The 21,312-nt window shown below is 72.2% G+C and carries 18 protein-coding genes; 10 read left to right on the top strand and 8 right to left on the bottom strand.

From position 1 onward, the window contains the following. Positions 1-8 precede the first annotated feature (8 nt). The 4 genes from ilvD to IE248_RS16205 all read right to left on the bottom strand — a co-directional run bounded on the left by ilvD (position 9) and on the right by IE248_RS16205 (position 4,463). Complete coding sequence (gene ilvD, locus IE248_RS16220; protein ID WP_190031019.1) at positions 9-1,859, bottom strand: dihydroxy-acid dehydratase; 1,851 nt, start codon at positions 1,857-1,859, stop codon at positions 9-11. A 144-nt stretch (positions 1,860-2,003) separates the two neighbouring features. Further along, the gene (locus tag IE248_RS16215; RefSeq protein ID WP_190031018.1) at positions 2,004-2,630 is read right to left on the bottom strand and encodes a TetR/AcrR family transcriptional regulator; all 627 of its coding nucleotides are present in this window, start codon (positions 2,628-2,630) and stop codon (positions 2,004-2,006) included. After that, positions 2,627-3,433, bottom strand: coding sequence for a sugar phosphate isomerase/epimerase family protein (locus IE248_RS16210; protein ID WP_037794906.1), 807 nt, complete (start codon positions 3,431-3,433; stop codon positions 2,627-2,629). Before IE248_RS16210 ends, IE248_RS16215 begins: the two co-directional genes overlap by 4 nt. A gap of 100 nt (positions 3,434-3,533) precedes the next feature. Next, positions 3,534-4,463 (bottom strand): Ppx/GppA family phosphatase, encoded by a 930-nt coding sequence (locus IE248_RS16205; RefSeq protein ID WP_008743315.1) that lies wholly within the window; start codon positions 4,461-4,463, stop codon positions 3,534-3,536. Between the two features lie 63 nt (positions 4,464-4,526). On the opposite strand from IE248_RS16205, the gene IE248_RS16200 reads away from it, so the two are divergent. Continuing rightward, positions 4,527-5,333 (top strand): DUF3109 family protein, encoded by an 807-nt coding sequence (locus tag IE248_RS16200; protein ID WP_008743314.1) that lies wholly within the window; start codon positions 4,527-4,529, stop codon positions 5,331-5,333. A 20-nt stretch (positions 5,334-5,353) separates the two neighbouring features. On the opposite strand, the gene IE248_RS16195 is transcribed toward IE248_RS16200, so the two are convergent. After that, complete coding sequence (locus IE248_RS16195) at positions 5,354-7,189, bottom strand: BACON domain-containing protein (protein ID WP_073797973.1); 1,836 nt, start codon at positions 7,187-7,189, stop codon at positions 5,354-5,356. A 167-nt stretch (positions 7,190-7,356) separates the two neighbouring features. On the opposite strand from IE248_RS16195, the gene radA reads away from it, so the two are divergent. Then, entirely contained in the window at positions 7,357-8,772 is a 1,416-nt protein-coding gene (radA, locus tag IE248_RS16190; RefSeq protein WP_073774337.1) for a DNA repair protein RadA, read from the top strand. A 149-nt stretch (positions 8,773-8,921) separates the two neighbouring features. After that, positions 8,922-10,046 carry a DNA integrity scanning diadenylate cyclase DisA gene (gene disA / locus IE248_RS16185; RefSeq protein ID WP_008743311.1) on the top strand — a complete coding sequence of 375 codons (1,125 nt, stop codon included), beginning with the start codon at positions 8,922-8,924 and terminating at the stop codon, positions 10,044-10,046. A gap of 40 nt (positions 10,047-10,086) precedes the next feature. On the opposite strand, the gene IE248_RS16180 is transcribed toward disA, so the two are convergent. Next, entirely contained in the window at positions 10,087-10,848 is a 762-nt protein-coding gene (locus IE248_RS16180; protein WP_308438151.1) for a hypothetical protein, read from the bottom strand. Between the two features lie 223 nt (positions 10,849-11,071). Between IE248_RS16180 and IE248_RS16175 the strand changes: the two genes are divergently transcribed. From IE248_RS16175 to IE248_RS16145, 7 genes are all read left to right on the top strand, one after another. Beyond that, positions 11,072-11,713 (top strand): phosphatase PAP2 family protein, encoded by a 642-nt coding sequence (locus IE248_RS16175; protein WP_047960648.1) that lies wholly within the window; start codon positions 11,072-11,074, stop codon positions 11,711-11,713. Continuing rightward, positions 11,710-12,648 (top strand): iron-sulfur binding domain-containing protein, encoded by a 939-nt coding sequence (locus IE248_RS16170; protein WP_229895343.1) that lies wholly within the window; start codon positions 11,710-11,712, stop codon positions 12,646-12,648. The genes IE248_RS16175 and IE248_RS16170 overlap by 4 nt, the downstream gene beginning before the upstream one ends. A 185-nt stretch (positions 12,649-12,833) precedes the next feature. After that, the gene (locus IE248_RS16165; RefSeq protein ID WP_037794920.1) at positions 12,834-13,394 is read left to right on the top strand and encodes a SigE family RNA polymerase sigma factor; all 561 of its coding nucleotides are present in this window, start codon (positions 12,834-12,836) and stop codon (positions 13,392-13,394) included. Positions 13,395-13,432: 38 nt separating this feature from the next. Continuing rightward, positions 13,433-14,083 carry a hypothetical protein gene (locus tag IE248_RS16160; protein WP_008743306.1) on the top strand — a complete coding sequence of 217 codons (651 nt, stop codon included), beginning with the start codon at positions 13,433-13,435 and terminating at the stop codon, positions 14,081-14,083. A 39-nt stretch (positions 14,084-14,122) separates the two neighbouring features. Continuing rightward, positions 14,123-14,830, top strand: a complete 708-nt coding sequence (cseB, locus tag IE248_RS16155) for a two-component system response regulator CseB (RefSeq protein WP_008743305.1) — start codon at positions 14,123-14,125, stop codon at positions 14,828-14,830. Then, positions 14,827-16,140 (top strand): two-component system sensor histidine kinase CseC, encoded by a 1,314-nt coding sequence (gene cseC / locus IE248_RS16150; protein ID WP_073797969.1) that lies wholly within the window; start codon positions 14,827-14,829, stop codon positions 16,138-16,140. The genes cseB and cseC overlap by 4 nt, the downstream gene beginning before the upstream one ends. Positions 16,141-16,262: 122 nt before the next feature. After that, a complete protein-coding gene (locus IE248_RS16145; protein WP_008743303.1) occupies positions 16,263-17,450 on the top strand; it encodes a LamG domain-containing protein in 1,188 nt (395 codons plus the stop codon). Between the two features lie 8 nt (positions 17,451-17,458). On the opposite strand, the gene IE248_RS16140 is transcribed toward IE248_RS16145, so the two are convergent. Together IE248_RS16140 and IE248_RS16135 are read right to left on the bottom strand one after the other, a co-directional pair. After that, the gene (locus tag IE248_RS16140) at positions 17,459-18,037 is read right to left on the bottom strand and encodes a M23 family metallopeptidase (protein WP_073774329.1); all 579 of its coding nucleotides are present in this window, start codon (positions 18,035-18,037) and stop codon (positions 17,459-17,461) included. Between the two features lie 428 nt (positions 18,038-18,465). Continuing rightward, positions 18,466-20,991 carry an ATP-dependent Clp protease ATP-binding subunit gene (locus IE248_RS16135; RefSeq protein WP_008743301.1) on the bottom strand — a complete coding sequence of 842 codons (2,526 nt, stop codon included), beginning with the start codon at positions 20,989-20,991 and terminating at the stop codon, positions 18,466-18,468. Between the last annotated feature and the right edge of the window lie 321 nt (positions 20,992-21,312).

Genomic DNA, 21,312 nt, shown 5'->3' with positions numbered 1-21,312 from the left:
GGGCGGGGTCAGGTCAGGCGGGAGACGTCGCGGACCGCGCCCTTGTCGGCGCTCGTGGCCATCGCCGCGTACGCGCGCAGGGCCGCGGAGACCTTGCGTTCACGGTCCTTCGGGGCGTAGACGCCGCCCAGCGCCGCCCGGCGCTCCGCGAGGGTCTCGTCCGCGACCAGCAGCTCGATCGAGCGGTTCGGGATGTCGATGCGGATCCGGTCGCCGTCCTCGACCAGGGCGATCGTGCCGCCCGAGGCCGCCTCCGGGGAGGCGTGGCCGATGGAGAGGCCCGAGGTGCCGCCGGAGAAGCGGCCGTCCGTCACCAGCGCGCAGACCTTGCCGAGGCCGCGGCCCTTGAGGAAGGAGGTCGGGTAGAGCATCTCCTGCATGCCGGGGCCGCCGCGCGGGCCCTCGTAGCGGATGACGACGACGTCGCCCGCCTTGATCTGCTTGGTCAGGATCTTCTCGACCGCCTCGTCCTGCGATTCGCAGACGACCGCCGGGCCCTCGAAGGTCCAGATCGACTCGTCGACGCCGGCCGTCTTCACGACGCAGCCGTCCTCCGCGATGTTGCCGCGCAGCACCGCCAGGCCGCCGTCCTTGGAGTACGCGTGCTGGACGGAGCGGATGCAGCCGCCCTCGGCGTCGAGGTCGAGGGACTCCCAGCGCTCGGACTGCGAGAAGGCGGTCGCGGAGCGCTTGCAGCCGGGGGCGGCGTGCCACAGCTCCATGGCCGTGTCGCTCGCCGTGCCGGAGCGGGCGTCCCACTGGGCCAGCCAGTCCTCCAGGTTCTCCGAGTGGACCGTCGTGACGTCCTTGTTGAGGAGGCCGCCGCGGTGCAGCTCGCCCAGGATGGCGGGGATGCCGCCGGCGCGGTGGATGTCCTCCATGTAGTACGTCCCGCCGGGCGCCACGTTCGGCGCGACCTTGGCCAGGCACGGCACGCGGCGCGAGACCTCGTCGATGTCGGTGAGGTCGTACTCCAGGCCGGCTTCCTGGGCGGCGGCGAGGAGGTGGAGGATCGTGTTCGTGGAGCCGCCCATGGCGATGTCGAGGGCCATGGCGTTCTCGAAGGCCTGGCGGGTGGCGATGTTGCGCGGCAGGACGGACGCGTCGTCGCCCTCGTAGTAGCGCTTGGTGATCTCGACGACCGTGCGGCCGGCGTCCTCGTACAGGGCGCGGCGGGCGGTGTGCGTGGCGAGGACGGAGCCGTTGCCGGGCAGGGCCAGGCCGATGGCCTCGGCGAGGCAGTTCATCGAGTTGGCGGTGAACATGCCCGAACAGGAGCCGCAGGTGGGGCAGGCGTTCTCCTCGATGCGGAGCACGTCCTCGTCGGAGACGTTCTCGTTCGAGGCGTCGACCATGGCGTCGATCAGGTCGAGCTTGCGGACGGTGCCGTCGACGAGGGTGGCCTGGCCGGCTTCCATCGGGCCGCCGGAGACGAAGACGACCGGGATGTTGAGGCGCATGGCGGCCATCAGCATGCCGGGGGTGATCTTGTCGCAGTTGGAGATGCAGATCAGGGCGTCGGCGCAGTGGGCCTCGACCATGTACTCGACGCTGTCCGCGATCAGGTCGCGGGAGGGCAGGGAGTACAGCATGCCGGCGTGGCCCATGGCGATGCCGTCGTCGACCGCGATGGTGTTGAACTCGCGCGGGATGGCGCCCGCGGCCCGGATGGCGTCGGAGACGATCCGGCCGACCGGGGCCAGGTGGGTGTGGCCGGGGACGAACTCGGTGAACGAGTTGGCGACCGCGATGATCGGCTTGCCGATGTCCTCGCTCGCTACGCCCGAGGCGCGCATCAGCGCACGTGCGCCTGCCATGTTGCGGCCGTGGGTGACGGTGCGGGACCTCAGCTCGGGCATCGGGTTCACTCCCCATGAGTACGGTGCGCACGAACGTACGAGGGGTACGCCGGACGCGGCCGCGACGGTAGATATGACTCAGTTACGAGGCTACGCCCACCGACCGGAACGTGGACAAGCTGTCCGGATGCCGGGACGGCGGGCTCACTCCTCGGTCAGGTACCGCTGGAGGGTGGGGGCCACCAGGGCCACGATCTCCTCCGGATCGGCGGACGCCAGCGGCTCGACCTGGACGACGTAGCGCAGCATCGCGATGCCGATCATGTGCGAGGCGGCGAGCTCGGCGCGGAACGTCGGCTCCGGGACGTTGAGGTCGGCGGCGACGCGCTCCAGGACCCGGCGCAGGATCAGGCCGCGCAGCACCTTCGCCGCGGCCTCGTGGGTCAGGGCGGAGCGCATGACGGCGAGCAGCGGGGCGCGGCTGACCGGGTTCTCCCAGATCCCCAGGAAGTAGCGGGCCAGGCGCTCGCCGATGCCGTCGGGGCCGGCGCCGAGGATCGCGGGGACGAAGAGCGCGGGCTCCATGCTGAGCTCGATGGCGGCGGCGAAGAGCTCGTCCTTGCTGCCGAAGTAGTGGTGCACCAGGGCCGGGTCCACGCCGGCGGCCTTCGCGATGCCGCGTACGGAGGTCTTGTCGTAGCCGCGGGCGGCGAACTCGGCGCGGGCGGCCACGCGGATGCGCTCCTGGGCGCCGGGGCCCTGCGCGGCCTCGTCGGCGCGGGGGCGGCCGGGGCCGCGGCGCGGCTTGGGCGACGGCGGGGGCGTGGTCATCGGCCGCCGGCCAGGTGGAGGCGGGTGAAGGCGAGGGCCTCGGCGAGGTCGGCCTCGCGCTCCGCGGCGGACATGGCCCGGCGGGTGTTGACCTCGATGACGATGTGGCCGTCGAAGGAGGAGCCGGCGAGGCCGTGCAGGAGCTCGGCGCAGGGCTGGCTGCCGCGGCCGGGGACGAGGTGCTCGTCCTTCGCGGAGCCGTTCCCGTCGGCGAGGTGGATGTGCGCGAGGCGCCCGCCCATGCGGTCGATCATCGCGGTGGCATCGGTGCGGGCGGTCGCGGTGTGGGAGAGGTCGACCGTGAAGTGGCGGTAGTCGTCCTTGGTGACGTCCCACTCGGGCGCGTACGCGAGCATCTCGCGGTCGCGGTAGCGCCAGGGGTACATGTTCTCGACGGCGAACCGGACGTCGGTCTCGTCGGCCATGCGCCAGATGCCGGAGACGAAGTCCCGGGAGTAGGCGCGCTGCCAGCGGAACGGGGGGTGCACGACGACGGTGCTCGCGCCGAGCTTCTCGGCGGCCGCCTGGGCGCGCTGGAGTTTGGTCCAGGGGTCGGTGGACCAGACGCGCTGGGTGATGAGGAGGCAGGGCGCGTGGATCGCGAGTATCGGGACGTGGTGGTCGTCGGACAGCCGGCGCAGGGCGTCGATGTCCTGGCTGACGGGATCCGTCCAGACCATCACCTCGACGCCGTCGTAGCCGAGGCGCGCGGCGATCTCGAAGGCGGTCGCCGTGGACTCCGGATAGACGGAGGCGGTGGACAGGGCGACCTTCGGGGTCGAGGCGCGGTGGGGCGGGGGCACGGGGGACAGGTTACCCACCCGCGCCGACCGCCCGCCGGGGGATGGCCCGGCCGAGCCCCCGGGCTGCGGGCCGGGGCCGTGGCGGGCGCGGCGGGTCCGGTCAGGTGGGGAGGTGGTCCAGGCGGCGCAGGATGACGCCCTCGCGCAGTGCCCAGGGGCAGATTTCGAGTTCCTCCACGCCGAGCAGGTCCATCGCGCCCTCCGCGACGAGCGCCCCGGCCAGGAGCTGTGACGCGCGCCCCTCCGAGACGCCCGGCAGCGCCGCCCGCTCGGCGGTCGTCATCGCCGCCAGGCGCGGGACCCATTCCTCCAGGGACTTGCGGGTCAGGTCCCGCTGGACGTACAGGCCGTCCGCCGACCGGGCCGCGCCCGCGATCCGGGCCAGCTGCTTGAACGTCTTCGACGTCGCCACCACGTGGTCCGGCGCCCCGAACCGGCTGAACTCGCCGACGGTGCGCGCGATCTGCGCCCGTACGTGCCGCCGCAGCGCCCGTACGTCCGAGGCCTGCGGCGGGTCGCCCGGCAGCCAGCCCGAGGTGAGGCGCCCGGCGCCCAGCGGCAGCGACGCGGCCGCGTACGGCTCCTCGTCGATGCCGTAGGCGATCTCCAGCGAGCCGCCGCCGATGTCCAGGACCAGCAGCTTCCCCGCCGACCACCCGAACCACCGGCGGACCGCGAGGAACGTGAGGCGGGCCTCGTCGGGGCCGCTCAGGATCGGCAGGTCGATGCCGGTCTCGGCGCGGACCCGCGCCAGCACCTCGTCCGCGTTGGTGGCCTCGCGCACGGCGCTGGTCGCGAAGGGGAGGACGTCCTCGCACCCCTTGTCCTCCGCGGCCTGCGCCGCGCCCGCGATGACCGCGACGAGACGGTCTATGCCCTCGGGGCTGACCGCGCCGTGCTCGTCGAGCAGCTCCGCCAGCCGCAGCTCCACCTTGTGCGAGTGCGCCGGCAGCGGGCGCGCGCCGGGGTGTGCGTCCACCACCAGCAGGTGGACCGTGTTCGAACCCACATCAAGGACACCGAGTCTCATACGGGGAAACGCTACTGTGCGCCGGGAGTATGGGTGACGTAAGGGGCGCTTAGGCTTGGGTTTGTGCCACATACGAAGAAGGCCAACAAGTCCAAGAGCCCGAAGAAGGTCAAGATCATGGCCGACGAGAAGGGGATCGACTTCCCGCGGGCCTGGGTGGAGTTCCCCGACCCCGCGGATGACGAACAGGTCTTCCGCTGCGACCTCACCTGGCTGACATCCCGCTGGACGTGCATCTTCGGCAGCGGCTGCCAGGGCATCCAGGCCGGCCGGGCGGACGACGGCTGCTGCACGCTCGGCGCGCACTTCTCCGACGAGGACGACGAGAAGCGCGTCGCGGAGAACGTGGCGCGGCTGACGCCCGAGCTGTGGCAGTTCCACGACGTGGGCACCGATTCGGGCTGGGTGCAGAAGGACGACGACGGCGAGCGGCAGACCCGCCGCTGGGAGGGGTCGTGCATCTTCCAGAACCGGCCCGGTTTCCCCGCCGGGGCCGGCTGCTCGCTGCACATCCTGGCGCTGCGCGAGGGCCGCGAGCCGCTGGAGACCAAGCCGGACGTCTGCTGGCAGCTGCCGGTGCGGCGCACGTACGAATGGATCGACCGGCCCGACGACACCCGGGTGCTCCAGGTGTCGATCGGCGAGTACGACCGCCGGGGCTGGGGTCCGGGCGGCCACGACCTGCACTGGTGGTGCACGTCGGCCACCTCGGCGCACGGCGCCGGTGACCCGGTGTACGTGACGTACCGCCCCGAGCTGACGGAGCTGATGGGCAAGGAGGGGTACGAGGCGCTGGTGAAGCTGTGCGAGGCGCGGCTGGCCTCCCTGCTGCCGATGGCCCCGCACCCGGCCGACCCGCCGGTGGCCTAGGCCCTGCCGGCCTCGGGGCGCTACGGGCCCGGAGCCGGTGCTCCGGTCGGCTGCTCCGGGGCCGGGGAAACCGTTCCTCCTGGCGGGTCCGGGGTCGGGGTGGGCGTGGGCGTGGGGGTCGGGTCGGGCGGCCGTGTCGGCGTGGGCGTCGGGTCGCCCGTGTCGGCCGGTGTGGGGGTCGGTGTCGGCGTGGGGGTCGGATCGGGCGTCGGCGCCGGGCGTCCGCGCCCCTTGACGGAGACCACGGCGGCGCCGGGGTCGACGCCGACGCGCGCGCTCCAGGCGCCCTCGGGCTGGCCGTCCGGGTCGACGGTGATGCGCAGGGTGACCGATTCTCCTGGGGCCAGCGTGCCCGCGGTGGCGCTGGCGCGCAGCCACGGGGCGTCGGACCAGAGCCGCCAGTCCACCGGGGCGCCGCCGGAGGCGATGAGGGTGAGCCAGGTGACGGCGCCGCGCGAGTACGCGGTGACGGTGAGCCGGCCGGGGGCGCCCGGGCCGCTGCTCTCGGGGGTGGCCGGCGGGCCGGCGCTGATCACCTCGACGGAGACGTCCGGTTCGGCGCTGCCCGTGACGAAGGCGGGCCGGCCGGGGGTGCGGACGGTGTTCCCGGCGTTCTCGTACGCGGCGAAGGGCCGCCCGGGGGCGGTCGGCGGGATCTGGGCGTCGCTCGCGGAGATCCGGGTCGCGGCGTCGACCCCGACGGATTCGCCGGTGGCGGGGGCGCCCCGGTAGGCCGCCCAGAGCGCGAGGACGGGCGCGGCGACGACGGTGGCGACGACGGTGGTGGTCACGGCCCGGGCCCGGAGCCGGTCGCGGCGGGCCGCGCGGTCCTTGGGGTCCATCGGGAAGCCAGTCCGGTCGAAGCGGGGGCCCGGCCCCCGGCCGCGGCCCCGCCCGGAGCGCAGCATCGCGGCGTGGACGGCGGTGCGCGGGGCGGGGACCAGTGGGAGCGCGGCGGTGTTGGTGCCGCCGGAGCCGGGCCACGGCGCGGCGGCCCCGACGCGCTCGGCGACGCGGCGGCAGCGCGGGCAGTCGTCGACGTGCCGGACGAGTTCGGCGCGCAGGGTGGCGGAGAGCAGGACCTGTCCGTCGCCGCCCTCGGCGGTGAGCCGGGACACGGTGGGGCAGCTGGCGGTCTCGACGACGGCGAGGGCGGCGCGGGTGCGCTCCACCTCGCAGGCGGCGCCGGACAGCAGTTCGCGGGCGGTGGTCTGGGGGGTGCCGAGGACGGCGGCGAGTTCGGGGACGCCGAGGCGGTGGCGGACGGCGAGTTCGAGGGCCTCGCGCTGTTCGGGGGTGGTTCCGGCGGCCTCGGGCCAGGCGAGGCGGGCGAGTTCGGTGCGGCGGTAGGCGTACGCGTCGGGGCCGTCGAGGTCAGCGGCCGCGGTGTGTGCGGCCTGTGTGGCGTGTGAGGAGTACGAGGCGTGCGAGTCCTGCGGGACCGTTGTGGCATGCTGCCCCGCCGCACGGGCCGGCTGGGCGGGTGTGCGCCCGCGCCCCTTGCGCTCCGGCGCGCGCCGGGCGGAATGCGCTCCCAGCCGGGTGCGCCGCTGTTCGGCGAGCCGGCGCAGGCAGGCCCAGCGGGCGAGGGCGTACAGCCAGGCCCGCCGGTCGCTCTCGTCGGGACACCGGCCGGGGTACCGCTCGGCCACGGCCAGGACGTCGCCGAGCACGTCCGTGGCGGTGTCGTGATCGCACAGGACCGACAGGCAGTACGTGAACAGGCCGTCCAGGTAGGGCTCGTGCCGGAACGGCGGCGGGGGCCGCTCCTCCGCGGCCGCCCCGGAGGAGGTGCGCCCGTGCGCCCGGTGTGCGCCGGTGCGCGGGGCGGGGTGTTGCTGGTTGCTGCTGCTCACGTGGGTGACCGTAGGGCGCACGCGCCTGACGGCCCGGAAGCCTTCAGCACTTTTAGCCCTTACGGGTGAACAGATCGGGCCCCCGCTGACACCCGCCCTGACGCCCCGCCCCCCGCCGGAGTCACGGCCCCGGCCGGGCTGTCGGTGGGGGCGGCTACGGTGGGCGCATGGCTGCCCGTACATCTCGTTCATCCGCCAAGGACCGGCCGTCCTACCGCTGTACCGAGTGCGGGTACACCACCGCCAAGTGGCTCGGGCGCTGCCCCGAGTGCCAGGCCTGGGGGACGGTGGAGGAGATGGGCGGCGCGCCCGCCGTACGGACCACCGCGGCCGGGCGGGTGTCCGCGCCCGCGCTCCCGATCGCGCAGGTCGACGGCCGGACCGCGACCGCGCGCAGCACCGGTGTGGACGAGCTGGACCGGGTGCTCGGCGGCGGGCTCGTGCCCGGGGCCGTCGTACTGCTCGCGGGCGAGCCCGGCGTCGGCAAGTCGACGCTGCTGCTGGACGTGGCGGCGAAGGCGGCCAGCGACGCGCACCGCACCCTGTACGTGACGGGTGAGGAGTCGGCGAGCCAGGTGCGGCTGCGGGCCGACCGGATCAACGCGCTGAGCGATCACCTCTACCTCGCCGCCGAGACCGACCTGTCGGCGGTGCTGGGACACCTCGACGCGGTGAAGCCCTCGCTGCTGATCCTGGACTCCGTACAGACGGTGGCCTCCCCCGAGATCGACGGGGCGCCGGGCGGCATGGCCCAGGTGCGGGAGGTCGCCGGGGCGCTGATCCGGGCCTCCAAGGAACGCGGGATGGCCACGCTGCTGGTCGGCCACGTCACCAAGGACGGGGCGATCGCCGGTCCCCGGCTGCTGGAGCACCTGGTGGATGTCGTGCTGAGCTTCGAGGGCGACCGGCACGCGCGGCTGCGCCTGGTGCGCGGCGTGAAGAACCGGTACGGCGCGACGGACGAGGTCGGCTGCTTCGAGCTCCACGACGAGGGGATCACCGGGCTCGCCGACCCGAGCGGGCTGTTCCTGACCCGGCGCGCCGAGGCGGTGCCGGGCACCTGTCTGACGGTGACGCTGGAGGGGAAGCGTCCGCTGGTCGCGGAGGTGCAGGCGCTGACGGTGGATTCGCAGATCCCCTCGCCCCGGCGGACCACCTCCGGGCTGGAGACCTCGCGGGTCTCGATGATGCTGGCGGTGCTGGAGCAGCGCGGCCGGATCACCGCGCTCGGCAAGCGGGACATCTACAGCGCGACCGTGGGCGGGGTGAAGCTGACCGAGCCGGCGGCCGACCTGGCGATCGCGCTCGCGCTGGCCTCGGCCGCGAGCGACGTCCCACTGCCGAAGAACCTGGTCGCGATCGGGGAGGTCGGCCTGGCGGGCGAGGTGCGGCGGGTGACGGGCGTACAGCGGCGGCTCGCGGAGGCGCACCGGCTGGGGTTCACGCACGCGCTGGTGCCGGTGGATCCGGGCAAGGTGCCGGCGGGGATGAAGGTGACCGAGGTCGCCGACATGGGTGACGCGCTACGGGCGCTGCCGCGCGGGCGTTCGCGTGCCAAGGCCCCCGAGCGGGACCCGAACTGAGGGCGCAGTCCCTGGTCAGAGGGGCCCTACGGGGTCCCGCCGGGGCCTTGCCGCCCAAGCCACGGCGGGGCCGCAGCGCGCGCCGGTAGACTTTGTGCTGGTCCGCCCGGCCGTACGCAGGCGGCGCAACCCGCGACCGGAGGAGTGCAGTGGCAGCCAAGGACGGGGCAGCAGCATCCGGCAAGTCGGGAGCGAGCTCCAAGCAGGAGGCCATGATGCGTGCCTCGCTGAGCGCGGTCGCACCTGGTCAGCCGCTGCGTGACGGCCTGGAACGGATCGTTCGCGGCAACACCGGCGGGCTGATCGTCCTCGGGATGGACAAGTCCGTCGAGGCGATGTGTACCGGCGGTTTCGTGCTGGACGTGGAGTTCACCGCGACGCGGCTGCGCGAGCTGTGCAAGCTCGACGGCGCGCTGATCATCGACAAGGACATCACCAAGATCCTGCGGGCGGGGGTGCAGCTCGTCCCCGACGCGTCGATCCCGACCGAGGAGACGGGCACGCGGCACCGGACCGCCGACCGGGTCTCGAAGCAGTGCGGGTTCCCCGTCGTCTCGGTCTCCCAGTCGATGCGGCTGATCGCGCTGTACGTGGACGGTGAGCGGCGCGTGCTGGAGGAGTCGGGGGCGATCCTGTCCCGGGCGAACCAGGCGCTCGCGACGCTGGAGCGGTACAAGCTGCGGCTCGACGAGGTCGCGGGGACGCTGTCCGCGCTGGAGATCGAGGACCTGGTCACGGTGCGCGACGTGACGGCGGTCGCGCAGCGGCTGGAAATGGTTCGCCGGATCGCAACGGAGATCGCGGAGTACGTGGTCGAGCTGGGCACGGACGGGCGACTGCTCTCCCTCCAGCTGGACGAGCTGACGGTGGGCATCGAGCAGGAACGCGAGCTGGTCATCCGCGACTACGTGCCGGAGCCGACGGCGAAGCGGTCGCGGACGGTGGACGAGGCGCTGCCGGCGCTGGACGCGCTGACGCATCCGGAGCTGCTGGAACTGGCCATCGTCGCGAAGGCGCTGGGGTACACGGGTTCACCGGAGACCCTGGACTCGGCGGTGTCCCCGCGGGGCTACCGGCTGCTGGCGAAGGTGCCGCGGCTGCCCGGGGCCATCATCGAGCGGCTGGTGGAGCACTTCGGGGGCCTGCAGAAGCTGCTGGCGGCGTCGGTGGACGACCTCCAGACCGTGGACGGCGTCGGCGAGGCCCGCGCGCGCAGCGTCCGCGAGGGCCTGTCCCGCCTGGCGGAATCCTCGATCCTGGAACGCTACGTCTGACCCTCCGGGGCGGGGTGGGGGCCGGAAGCCGGCCCCCGGGTCAGTCCTGCTTGAGGACGAACGAGGTGCGGGCCACCGGCATGCCGGGGGACTTGACCTCGACCACGTAGGTGTCGGGGGTCACCGCGTCCGCCGGAGGCGACTGGCACTGGGAGGCCGCGCTCGGCTTGCGGTCCCATTCCAGGGAGCGCTTCGTCTCGCCCTGCCCCGGTACCCGGAAGAAGACGTTCCCCGCGCCCGTCGGGCAGTCCGACGAGGACCAGACGGCCTTGCTGCCCGTCGCCTGGAGGATCGTCAGGACCGCCTGCTTCGGGCCGAGGTCGACCTTGCAGGTCGTGACCGAGGTGTTGCGGGCGATCAGTTCCAGCCGGGGCTTCTCGTTCGCCTCGTACTCGTTCTTCACGCTCTTGACCTCCCACTGCAGGGAGGCCGGCGCGCACGTCGGCAGCGGGGAGTCGGCCGGGAGCTGCCGGCCCGGTGACGAGGCGTCCCCGGAATCGGCGGCGCCGTCGCCGCCCGTGCCCGGGTCGATGGTCGAACCGCCGCCCGGTTCACCGTTCTTGCCGGAACCGGAACCGGAACCGGAGCCGGAGCCGGAGCCCGCGCCGGAGCCCGGGCTCGGCTCGCCGCGCCCGCCCGGGGCCTGGCTGATCGCCGGGCCCGTACCGGACGGCCCCGGGGTGATGGACTTGACCGGGTCGCGGCCGGCGCCGCCCTTGCCGTTCGTACTCGACCTGCCCCCGCCGGAACTGACGGTCCATACGGCGAGGAGCGCGAGCAGCGCGACGACGGAAGCCAGCACAGCCCTCCGTCGCCAGTAGATGGAGGAGGGGAGCGGCCCGACCGGATTGCGCAGAGATCCCACGAACGGAACCTTACGAGAGTCCGGGGCACGATCCGCGCCCCCCATGCCGCACATCCGGCTTGTTTTGCCGATGATCATCCTGCGGGAGGACACCGGACCGCCCGGAATCGGCCAAGAGCCGCATGCGGTACCTCATCGGACATCAGTACGCTCGGTGACCATGGACAGTTCCCGCCTTTATCTCGACATCACCGACTTCGCGCACTCCACACCCGGATGGGTGCAGTCGCTGTTCGAGGCGTGGACGACCTTCGGGCTGTTCGCCTTCGGTCTCCTCTTCATATCCGTGTGGTGGCGCTCCCGCCGGCAGGAGAGCCCCCGCGCCGTCGCACTCGCCGTCCTCGCGCCGCTGGCCACCGCCGTCGCGTACGTCGCCTCCGAGGCCCTGAAGTCCGTGGTGGACGAGGAGCGCCCCTGCCGGGCCGTCGCCGGGGCGGCCGTCCCGCTGGTGCCGTGCCCCGCCTTCGGGGACTGGTCGTTCCCCAGCAACCACTCCGCGATCGCCGGCGCCGCCGCCGTCGCGCTGGCCCTGGCCGTCCGCCGGCTCGCGCTGCTGACGGTGCCGCTCGCACTGCTGATGGCCTTCTCCCGCGTGTTCGTCGGGGTGCACTACCCGCACGACGTGACGCTCGGCCTGCTGCTGGGCGGGTCGCTGGCCGCGGTGTTCGTCCTCGGGCTCGCCGGTCCGATCAGTACGATCACCGCCGCCGCGCGGGCGGGCGGCGGCCGCGCCGCCGTCTGGTTCACCGGTCCGGGACCGGCGGCGAGGCCCCAAAACATGTCAGGATGCCGTCTGCCATGACTGCGACCCCCGTACCCCCCGCCCACGCCACCGTCCCCGTCACGACGGCCACCCCCGACGTCTCCCACGCGCTCCACTCCCCCGTGATCGCGTGGTTCGACGAGCACGCCCGCGACCTGCCCTGGCGCCGCCCCGAGGCCGGCCCCTGGGGGGTCATGGTCAGCGAGTTCATGCTCCAGCAGACCCCGGTCAGCCGGGTGCTCCCGGTGTACGAGCAGTGGCTCGCCCGGTGGCCCCGGCCCGCCGACCTGGCCACCGAGGCCCCCGGCGAGGCCGTACGGGCCTGGGGGCGGCTCGGCTACCCGCGCCGGGCGCTGCGCCTGCACGGGGCGGCCGTCGCGATAACGGAACGGCACGGCGGCGACGTCCCCCGGGACCACGCCCAGTTGCTCTCCCTGCCCGGCATCGGCGAGTACACGGCCGCCGCCGTGGCCTCCTTCGCCTACGGGCAGCGGCACGCGGTGCTCGACACCAACGTCCGGCGGGTGTTCGCCCGTACCGCCACCGGAGTCGAGTACCCGCCGAACGCCACCACGGCCGCCGAACGGCGCCTGGCCCGGGCGCTGCTGCCCGAGGACGAGGAGACCGCGGCGCGCTGGGCGGCGGCCTCCATGGAGCTGGGCGCCCTGGTGTGCACGGCCAAGTCCCCGGACTGCGCGCGCTGCCCGGTGGCCGGGCTGTGCGCGTGGCGGCTGGCGGGCAAGCCGGCTCACGACGGGCCGCCGCGGCGCGGTCAGACGTACGCGGGGACGGACCGGCAGGTGCGCGGGAAGCTGCTCGCCGTGTTGCGGGAAGCGGTCGGGCCGGTTCCGCAGGCGGTGCTCGACACCGTCTGGGACGAGCCCGTACAGCGGGCCCGGGCGCTGGACGGGCTGGTCTCGGACGGGCTGGTGGAGCCGCTGGCCCAGGGCATGTACCGGCTTCCGCAGAGCTGATACGTTCATGACTCAACCATTCCGGTTGTGTGGGTGAAACCCCAGCTCACGGCACTGTTACACAACCTATGGCTGTCCGTGCGTCCTCCGAAGGCTCACCCGCACAGCTCCGTGACAACGCCTCCGTAACTTCAAGTCCGCAAGACAGCGGATGAGCGGTTGGACGGAACGGAGGCGGTCTGATGATGGCGCACGGCGAGGTACTCGAATTCGAGGACTACGTACGCACTCGGCAGGATGCGCTGCTGCGCAGCGCACGGCGCCTCGTCCCGGACCCCACCGACGCCCAGGACCTCCTGCAGACGGCCCTGGTGCGCACCTACGGACGCTGGGACGGCATAGCCGACAAGTCCCTCGCCGACGCCTACCTGCGCCGGGTCATGATCAACACCCGGACCGAGTGGTGGCGCGCCCGCAAGCTCGAAGAGGTCCCCACCGAGCAGCTCCCGGACGCCTCCGTCGAGGACGGCTCCGACCAGCGCGCCGACCGCGCCCTGCTGATGGACATCCTCAAGGTTCTCGCGCCCAAGCAGCGCAGTGTGGTGGTGCTGCGACACTGGGAGCAGATGAGCACCGAGGAGACGGCCGCGGCGCTCGGCATGTCGGCGGGAACCGTGAAGAGCACCCTGCACCGCGCACTGGCCCGTCTCCGGCAGGAGCTGGAGAGCCGGGACCTGGACATGCGCGCGCTCGAACGCGGTGACCACACCAGCCGTTACGAGGGGCGGGAGCGGTGCGCGGCCTGACTGGCCAAAGTCTGAGCGGCAGAGGTTCGCTGGTGCTGATGTCGGCGGGGACGGTCGTCCTCGTCGGCACAGTGCTGTTCGCTGCCGGCTGTTCCACCGGCGGGACGGGACTGAAGGACGAGGGACCCGCCCACACCGACTCCGTGTCCAGGACGGGCCCGCCGCCCGCCCCCGAGCCCCACGCCTCCTCCGGCCAGTCCGCGCGGGCGGCTTCGCCCTCGGGGCGGCCCGTGACGAAGGTCGACCCGGTCGCGCTGCTCAAGGCCGACCCCAAGGTCAGCGCCGACATCAAACGGGAACTCAAGCCCTGCACGGGCAAGGAGTACCCGGTCGACGTCAGCTACGGGAAGGTCACCGGGAACGACGCCGTCGACATCGTCGTCAATGTGCTGTCCTGCGCCGACGCCCTCGGCCGCGGCTCGTACGTGTACAGGTCAGAGGGCGGCAGGTACGAGAATGTCTTCTCGGACGAGCAGCCGCCCGTCTACGCGGAGATCGACCGGGGTGACCTGGTCCTCACCAAACCCGTCTACGCGAAGACCGACGCGGTCGCCTACCCCTCCGGCGAGGACGTGATCACGTACCGCTGGAGCGGGGAGCGTTTCACCGAGCAGGACCGCGTATACACGGAATACAGCAACGTGGACGGCGGGGGCCAGCCCGCGCCGGCCGTCACGCACAAGAACTGACCGACACAGAACCGACGAGGAACCGAGGCGAGGCTGGGCATGGCCGAGACCCACGTGCTGTTTGTGGAGGACGACGACGTCATCCGCGAAGCCACGACCCTGGCGCTGGAGCGCGACGGGTTCGTCGTCACCGCCATGCCCGACGGACTGTCCGGACTGGAGTCCTTCCGCGCCGACCGGCCCGACATCGCGCTGCTCGACGTGATGGTCCCCGGCATGGACGGCGTCAGCCTGTGCCGCCGGATCCGCGACGAGTCCACCGTCCCGGTGATCATGCTGTCGGCGCGCGCCGACTCCATCGACGTCGTGCTCGGCCTGGAGGCCGGCGCCGACGACTACGTCACCAAGCCCTTCGACGGCTCCGTGCTCGTCGCCCGGATCCGCGCCGTGCTGCGCCGCTTCGGGCACGCGGGCGGCCCGAACGGCGGGGGCGGGGCCGACGACGACGCGGACGGCGAGCGCGGGGTGCTCACCTTCGGCGAGCTGGAGGTCGACACCGAGGGCATGGAGGTGCGCAAGGCCGGTGCCCCGGTCGCGCTGACGCCCACGGAGATGCGGCTGCTGCTGGAGTTCTCCTCCGCGCCCGGCACCGTCCTGTCGCGCGACCGCCTGCTGGAGCGGGTCTGGGACTACGACTGGGGCGGCGACACCCGTGTCGTGGACGTCCACGTCCAGCGGCTGCGCACCAAGATCGGACAGGACCGGATCGAAACGGTCCGAGGCTTCGGATACAAGCTCAAGGCATGAGGAGCGTCACCCTCCGTACCGGGATCCGCTGGAAGATCACGCTCGCCATCGCCGCCGTGGGCGCCCTCATCGCGGTCGCGCTGAGCCTGGTGGTGCACAGCGCTGCCCGGGTGTCGATGCTGGAGAGCGCCCGTGACTCCCAGCTGGAGAACGTGAAGTTCCTCTCCCGCTACGCCGAGGCCGGACGCAAGCTGCCCGCGACCGCCGCGATCAACGACCCCAAGGTGCCCGGCCAGCTGCGCAGGACGGCCGAGTCCGGACGCCTCGGCACCTACGTGCAGGACAACCCGAAGGGGCTGCCCGAGGTGTGGGCCGCCGTCCCCCTCGGCAACGGGCAGATCCTGACGCTGCACTCGAAGTTCGTCGAGAACGCGAAGGTGATGCGCGACCTCGACCGGGCCCTGGTGGTCGGCTCGCTCGCCGTCATCATCGGCGGCTCGGCGCTCGGCGTGCTCATCGGCGGGCAGATCTCGCGCCGGCTGCGCAAGGCCGCGGCCGCCGCGCAGCGGGTGGCGCACGGAGATCCCGACGTCCGGGTACGGGACGCGGTCGGCGGTGTCGTACGGGACGAGACCGACGACCTCGCGCGGGCCGTGGACGCCATGGCCGACGCCCTCCAGCAGCGCCTGGAGGCGGAGCGGCGGGTGACGGCGGACATCGCGCACGAGCTGCGGACCCCGGTGACGGGGCTGCTCACCGCGGCGGAACTGCTGCCTCCGGGGCGGCCGACCGAGCTGGTGCGCGACCGCGCGCAGGCGATGCGGGCGCTGGTCGAGGACGTCCTGGAAGTGGCTCGGCTGGACAGCGCTTCCGAGCGCGCGGAGCTCCAGGAGGTGGCGCTCGGCGAGTTCGTGACCCGCCGGGTGAGCTCGCTGATGCCGGAGGCGACGGTACGGGTGGTCGCGGACGAGATCGTCAGCACCGACCCGCGCCGGCTGGAGCGGATCCTCGGGAACCTGCTGGCCAACGCCGCCCGGTACGGTCGGGCGCCGGTCCAGGTCGACATCGAGGGCCGGGTCGTCCGCGTCCGGGACCACGGGCCGGGCTTCCCGGAGGCGCTGCTGCGCGAGGGGCCGAGCCGGTTCCGCACCGGGTCGACGGACCGCGCGGGCGTGGGTCACGGCCTCGGGCTGACCATCGCGGAGGGGCAGGCGCGGGTGCTGGGCGCCCGGCTGACGTTCCGCAACGTGGCGGCGCCCGGCGGCCGGGAGTCCCAGGGCCAGGCGGCGGGGGCGGTGGCGGTGCTGTGGCTGCCGGAGCACGCGCCGACGGCGACGGGGAGCTTCCCGGTCATCAAGCTGCCGGGATGACCGGCGGCGGCGCCGACGGCCGTCGTGGCGGTCGTCTTGGCGGTCGTCGTGGCAGCCGTCCCGGCGGCCGCGCGGCAGTGGCTGCCGGAAGCCCGGCTTCCCGCGTGATTTAGCATCCGGGCATGTCCTTTGGTACTCCTCCCCCGAGCAACGAGCAGCCCGAACCCGCCCCCGAGGGCGGCAGCGGCGGCTACGGCTACCCGCCCGGCCCGCCGGTACCCGGCTACGGGTACCCGCCCGGGCCTCCCATAGGCGCCGGCGGGTACGGCTACCCGCAGACGGCCGGGCCGAACCCGTACCAGGACCCGCCCCAGCAGGGCGTACCCAACCCCTACCAGGACCCGCCGGCCGCGGCGGCGGCTCCCGAGGCCTTCCCCGAGGCTTTCCCCGAGCCCTTCCCCCTGTCCGGCCCCTCGTCCACGGAGCCCGACTGGGAGGCCCTCAGCGAGCGCGCGGCGAAGGAACGCCGCCGCAAGCGGATGTGGGCGTGGGGCGGCGCGGTGACCGTACTGGCTCTGCTGGCCGGCGGCGGCGCGTTCCTGCTGGTCTCCGGATACGGCACGGAGGGGGAGGACGACAAGCCGGACACGACCGCCTCGGGCTCGCCGAAGCCGGGCACGTCGGGGACGGGGGAGAACTCCGCGCTGGTGGCGGGCGATCCGACGGTGATCCGCGACCTGAGCGGCAGCAGCGGCCTGCGGATGGGCGAGGACGCCTCGGTGGTGCCGCTCGGCGGGCGGCACGAGGTGAAGATGCGGGGGAACTCGAAGTCGTACGCCCAGGCCGCGGAGCGGGTCGTGGACACGACCAAGAGCTTCACGGTCACGGCCCGCCTGTACAACCTCGCCGAGAAGACCTCCCGCATCGCCGTCAGTCAGGGCGACGGGGAGTCCTTCACCTTCGAGCTGGGCGGGGACCAGGTGAACGGAAAGCTGACCTGGATGTTCCGCGTACAGACGGGCGACAAGGGGGCCGCGGCCACCGCGGTGACCGTCGCCGCCGGCCCGGCGCCGAAGAAGGACCGGACCACGCTGACGGCGACCTACGACGCCGAGAAGAAGACGATCGCGCTCTACGTGGACGGGAAGCCGGCCGGCAAGGCCGAGCAGGTTCCCGCGATCTGGCAGGGCCCCGGCCCGTTCCAGCTGGGGCGGGCCCGCCACCACGGGCTCTGGAGCGGCTCCTGGTCCGGGTCCATGGACCGGGTGCGGGTCTTCGACACCGCCCTGTCGGACGAGCAGGTGGCCGCGTACCAGGAGGGCAAGCTGGACTCGGCGGTGAAGCCGAGTCACTCGTGGCTGGTCAGCTGAGAGGCCGGTCAGACCGTGAGGCCGACGCCCCGCAGGAAGGAGACCGGGTTGACGGCCGAGCCGTAGTTGGCGGTGGTGCGGATCTCGAAGTGCAGGTGCGGACCGCTGGAGTTGCCGGTGTTGCCGGACAGGGCGATCAGCTGGTTCTTCGCGACCTTCTGGCCGATGTTGACCTTGATCTTCGAGAGGTGCGCGTACTGGGAGTACGTGTTGTTGGCGTGCTTGACCACGATGGCGTTGCCGTACGCCGGGCCGTCGCCGCCGCCGTTGGGGCCGGCCTTGACGATCACACCGGAGCTGGCGGCGTGGACCGGGGTGCCGACCGGAACGGCGAAGTCCTGGCCGGAGTGCTTGTGGGACCACATGGTGCCGCCCTTGCCGAAGGTGGCGGAGAGCGTGTAGCGGGCGACCGGCTTGGCCCACAGGGCCGACTTCTTGGCCTTCTCGGCCTTCTTCGCGGTGGCCGCAGCGGGAGCCTCGGCTGCGAAGGCGGCGGTCGTCCCCGCCCCGAGGGCCAGCGTGACACCGAGACCGGTGGCGACGAGGGCGGTACGGGTACGACGGGTGCTGACGCGCTTCGCGAACATGTGGTGACCTCCGGGGCCGGGGACAAGGACGTGTGGGGCAACAAGCGACCCGGCGCTCCGCCGATGCGGATGCCGGGCTTGCCCAACCTTGGTAACCCGTGTCCCCGGACTTCCCCAAACGTCCCGATTACTACGGGAGCTCGTAGCCGACGAAGGGCCGTCCACCCTGTTGACCCTTGCCCCGACTGGGTCCAGGGGTGGCACAAAACGGACACTTGATCTACGAAACGCCCTCGTAGGTCCGATTTGTCCTGTGCGGCTTGTCACCGGCGGAGGCCCCTGCGGAGGCCCCTTCGGGAGCCCGTGCGGCAGCCCCGGCGCCGCTGGAGCACAGCCCCGGGGCACACGAAAAGGGGCGGCCCCGGAGCCTTTCGGTTCCGGGGCCGCCCCTTCTGTACCGCTACGAGCGACCGGCGCTCAGCGCGCGCTCAGGCGCCCTTGGAGAGGTCCGGGCCGGAGCCCGTCGCCTCGATCGGGGGGAGGTCCGGCAGAGCCGACTTCTCCTCGCCGCGGAAGGTGAACTTGGCGGCCTCGCCCTCACCCTCCACACCGACGACCACGATGTGACCGGGGCGCAGCTCGCCGAAGAGGATCTTCTCCGACAGCATGTCCTCGATCTCGCGCTGGATGGTCCGGCGCAGCGGGCGCGCACCCATGATCGGGTCGTAGCCGCGCTTGGCCAGGAGCTGCTTCGCCTCACCGCTGAGCTCGATGCCCATGTCGCGGTCCTTGAGGCGCTCGTCCACCTTGGCGATCATCAGGTCGACGATCTGGATGATGTCTTCCTGCGTGAGCTGGTGGAAGACGACCGTGTCGTCGACACGGTTGAGGAACTCGGGCCGGAAGTGCTGCTTGAGCTCTTCGTTGACCTTCGCCTTCATCCGGTCGTATCCGGTCTTGGTGTCGCCCTGGGCCGCGAAGCCCAGGTTGAAGCCCTTCGAGATGTCCCGCGTACCCAGGTTGGTCGTCATGATGATGACCGTGTTCTTGAAGTCCACGACCCGGCCCTGGGAGTCGGTCAGGCGGCCGTCCTCCAGGATCTGGAGAAGGGAATTGAAGATATCCGGGTGCGCCTTCTCGACCTCGTCGAAGAGGACGACGGAGAACGGCTTCCGGCGGACCTTCTCGGTCAGCTGGCCGCCCTCTTCGTAGCCCACGTAACCGGGGGGCGAGCCGAAGAGGCGGGAAACCGTGTGCTTCTCGCTGAACTCCGACATGTCGAGGGAGATCAGCGCGTCCTCGTCGCCGAAGAGGAATTCGGCGAGCGTCTTGGAGAGCTCGGTCTTACCGACACCGGACGGACCGGCGAAGATGAACGAGCCACCGGGACGCTTCGGGTCCTTCAGACCCGCACGGGTACGGCGGATGGCCTGGGAGAGCGCCTTGATGGCGTCCTTCTGGCCGATGACGCGACGGTGGAGCTCGTCCTCCATGCGCAGGAGGCGGGAAGACTCCTCCTCCGTGAGCTTGAAGACGGGAATGCCGGTCGCGGTCGCGAGGACCTCGGCGATGAGCTCGCCGTCGACCTCGGCGACGACGTCCATGTCGCCGGCCTTCCATTCCTTCTCGCGCTTGGCCTTCGCCGCCAGCAGCTGCTTCTCCGAATCACGGAGGGAAGCCGCCTTCTCGAAGTCCTGGGAGTCGATGGCCGACTCCTTGTCGCGACGCACGTTCGCGATCTTCTCGTCGAACTCGCGGAGGTCCGGCGGCGCGGTCATCCGGCGGATGCGCATCCGGGAGCCGGCCTCGTCGATCAGGTCGATCGCCTTGTCCGGGAGGAAGCGGTCCGAGATGTACCGGTCGGCCAGGGTGGCCGCCTGCACGAGGGCCTCGTCCGTGATGGAGACGCGGTGGTGGGCCTCGTAGCGGTCGCGCAGGCCCTTGAGGATCTCGATCGTGTGGGGGAGGGAAGGCTCCGCCACCTGGATCGGCTGGAAGCGGCGCTCAAGGGCCGCGTCCTTCTCAAGGTGCTTGCGGTACTCGTCGAGCGTCGTGGCACCGATGGTCTGGAGCTCACCACGGGCCAGCATGGGCTTCAGAATGCTCGCGGCGTCGATCGCGCCCTCGGCGGCGCCCGCACCCACGAGGGTGTGGAGCTCGTCGATGAACAGGATGATGTCGCCGCGGGTGCGGATCTCCTTCAGCACCTTCTTGAGGCGCTCTTCGAAGTCACCGCGGTATCGGGAACCGGCGACCAGGGCACCGAGGTCAAGCGTGTAGAGGTGCTTGTCCTTGAGGGTCTCGGGGACCTCGCCCTTGACGATCGCCTGGGCCAGGCCCTCGACGACGGCGGTCTTGCCGACGCCGGGCTCGCCGATGAGGACCGGGTTGTTCTTGGTCCGGCGGGAGAGCACCTGCATGACCCGCTCGATCTCCTTCTCGCGCCCGATGACCGGGTCGAGCTTGGATTCGCGAGCGGCCTGCGTGAGGTTGCGGCCGAACTGGTCCAGGACGAGCGAGGTCGAGGGGGTTCCCTCGGCCGGGCCGCCGGCGGTGGCCGACTCCTTGCCGCCTCCGGAGTACCCGGAGAGCAGCTGGATGACCTGCTGCCTGACTCGGTTGAGATCGGCGCCCAGCTTCACGAGGACCTGGGCGGCGACGCCCTCGCCCTCGCGGATCAGGCCGAGCAGGATGTGCTCGGTGCCGATGTAGTTGTGGCCGAGCTGGAGGGCCTCTCGGAGCGAAAGCTCCAGGACCTTCTTCGCCCGCGGGGTGAAGGGGATGTGGCCGGACGGGGCCTGCTGCCCCTGACCGATGATCTCCTCAACCTGCTGGCGAACAGCCTCGAGCGAAATCCCGAGGCTCTCCAGGGCCTTAGCGGCGACACCCTCACCCTCGTGGATCAAGCCCAGGAGGATGTGCTCGGTGCCGATGTAGTTGTGGTTGAGCATCCGGGCTTCTTCCTGAGCCAGGACGACAACCCGCCGCGCGCGGTCGGTGAACCTCTCGAACATCGTTTATCGCTCCTCAGAGCGGTCGGGCAGTTCGGGGTCGGTCCCCGCCCTGTCCTTCCGCATGCTAGTCCCGCGGGGCGGGACAGCTCATTCCAACTGCCGACATCCGCTCGCGGCTCACCCCGACATCGGTAGGGAAAACCGGCTTGAAGAGCCGACAACTGCTCCAACCCGATGGTGCGAGACGATGTTCCCGCAGGCCAGGCAGATACCCGTCACAGGTGTACGCCGATGGCGAACGGAAGGCGCTCAAATCAGCGTGTCGCCCCGTACCACTAGGAATGTCTTACCCGTAAGCACTGACACTCCATGCTCTCAGCC

Origin of the sequence: Streptomyces goshikiensis, assembly GCF_014650555.1 — a bacterium.
Classification (GTDB): Bacteria; Actinomycetota; Actinomycetes; order Streptomycetales; family Streptomycetaceae; genus Streptomyces; species Streptomyces goshikiensis.
Note: the sequence above shows the minus strand (reverse complement) of the source record. Positions and strands in the feature narration are given on the sequence as shown.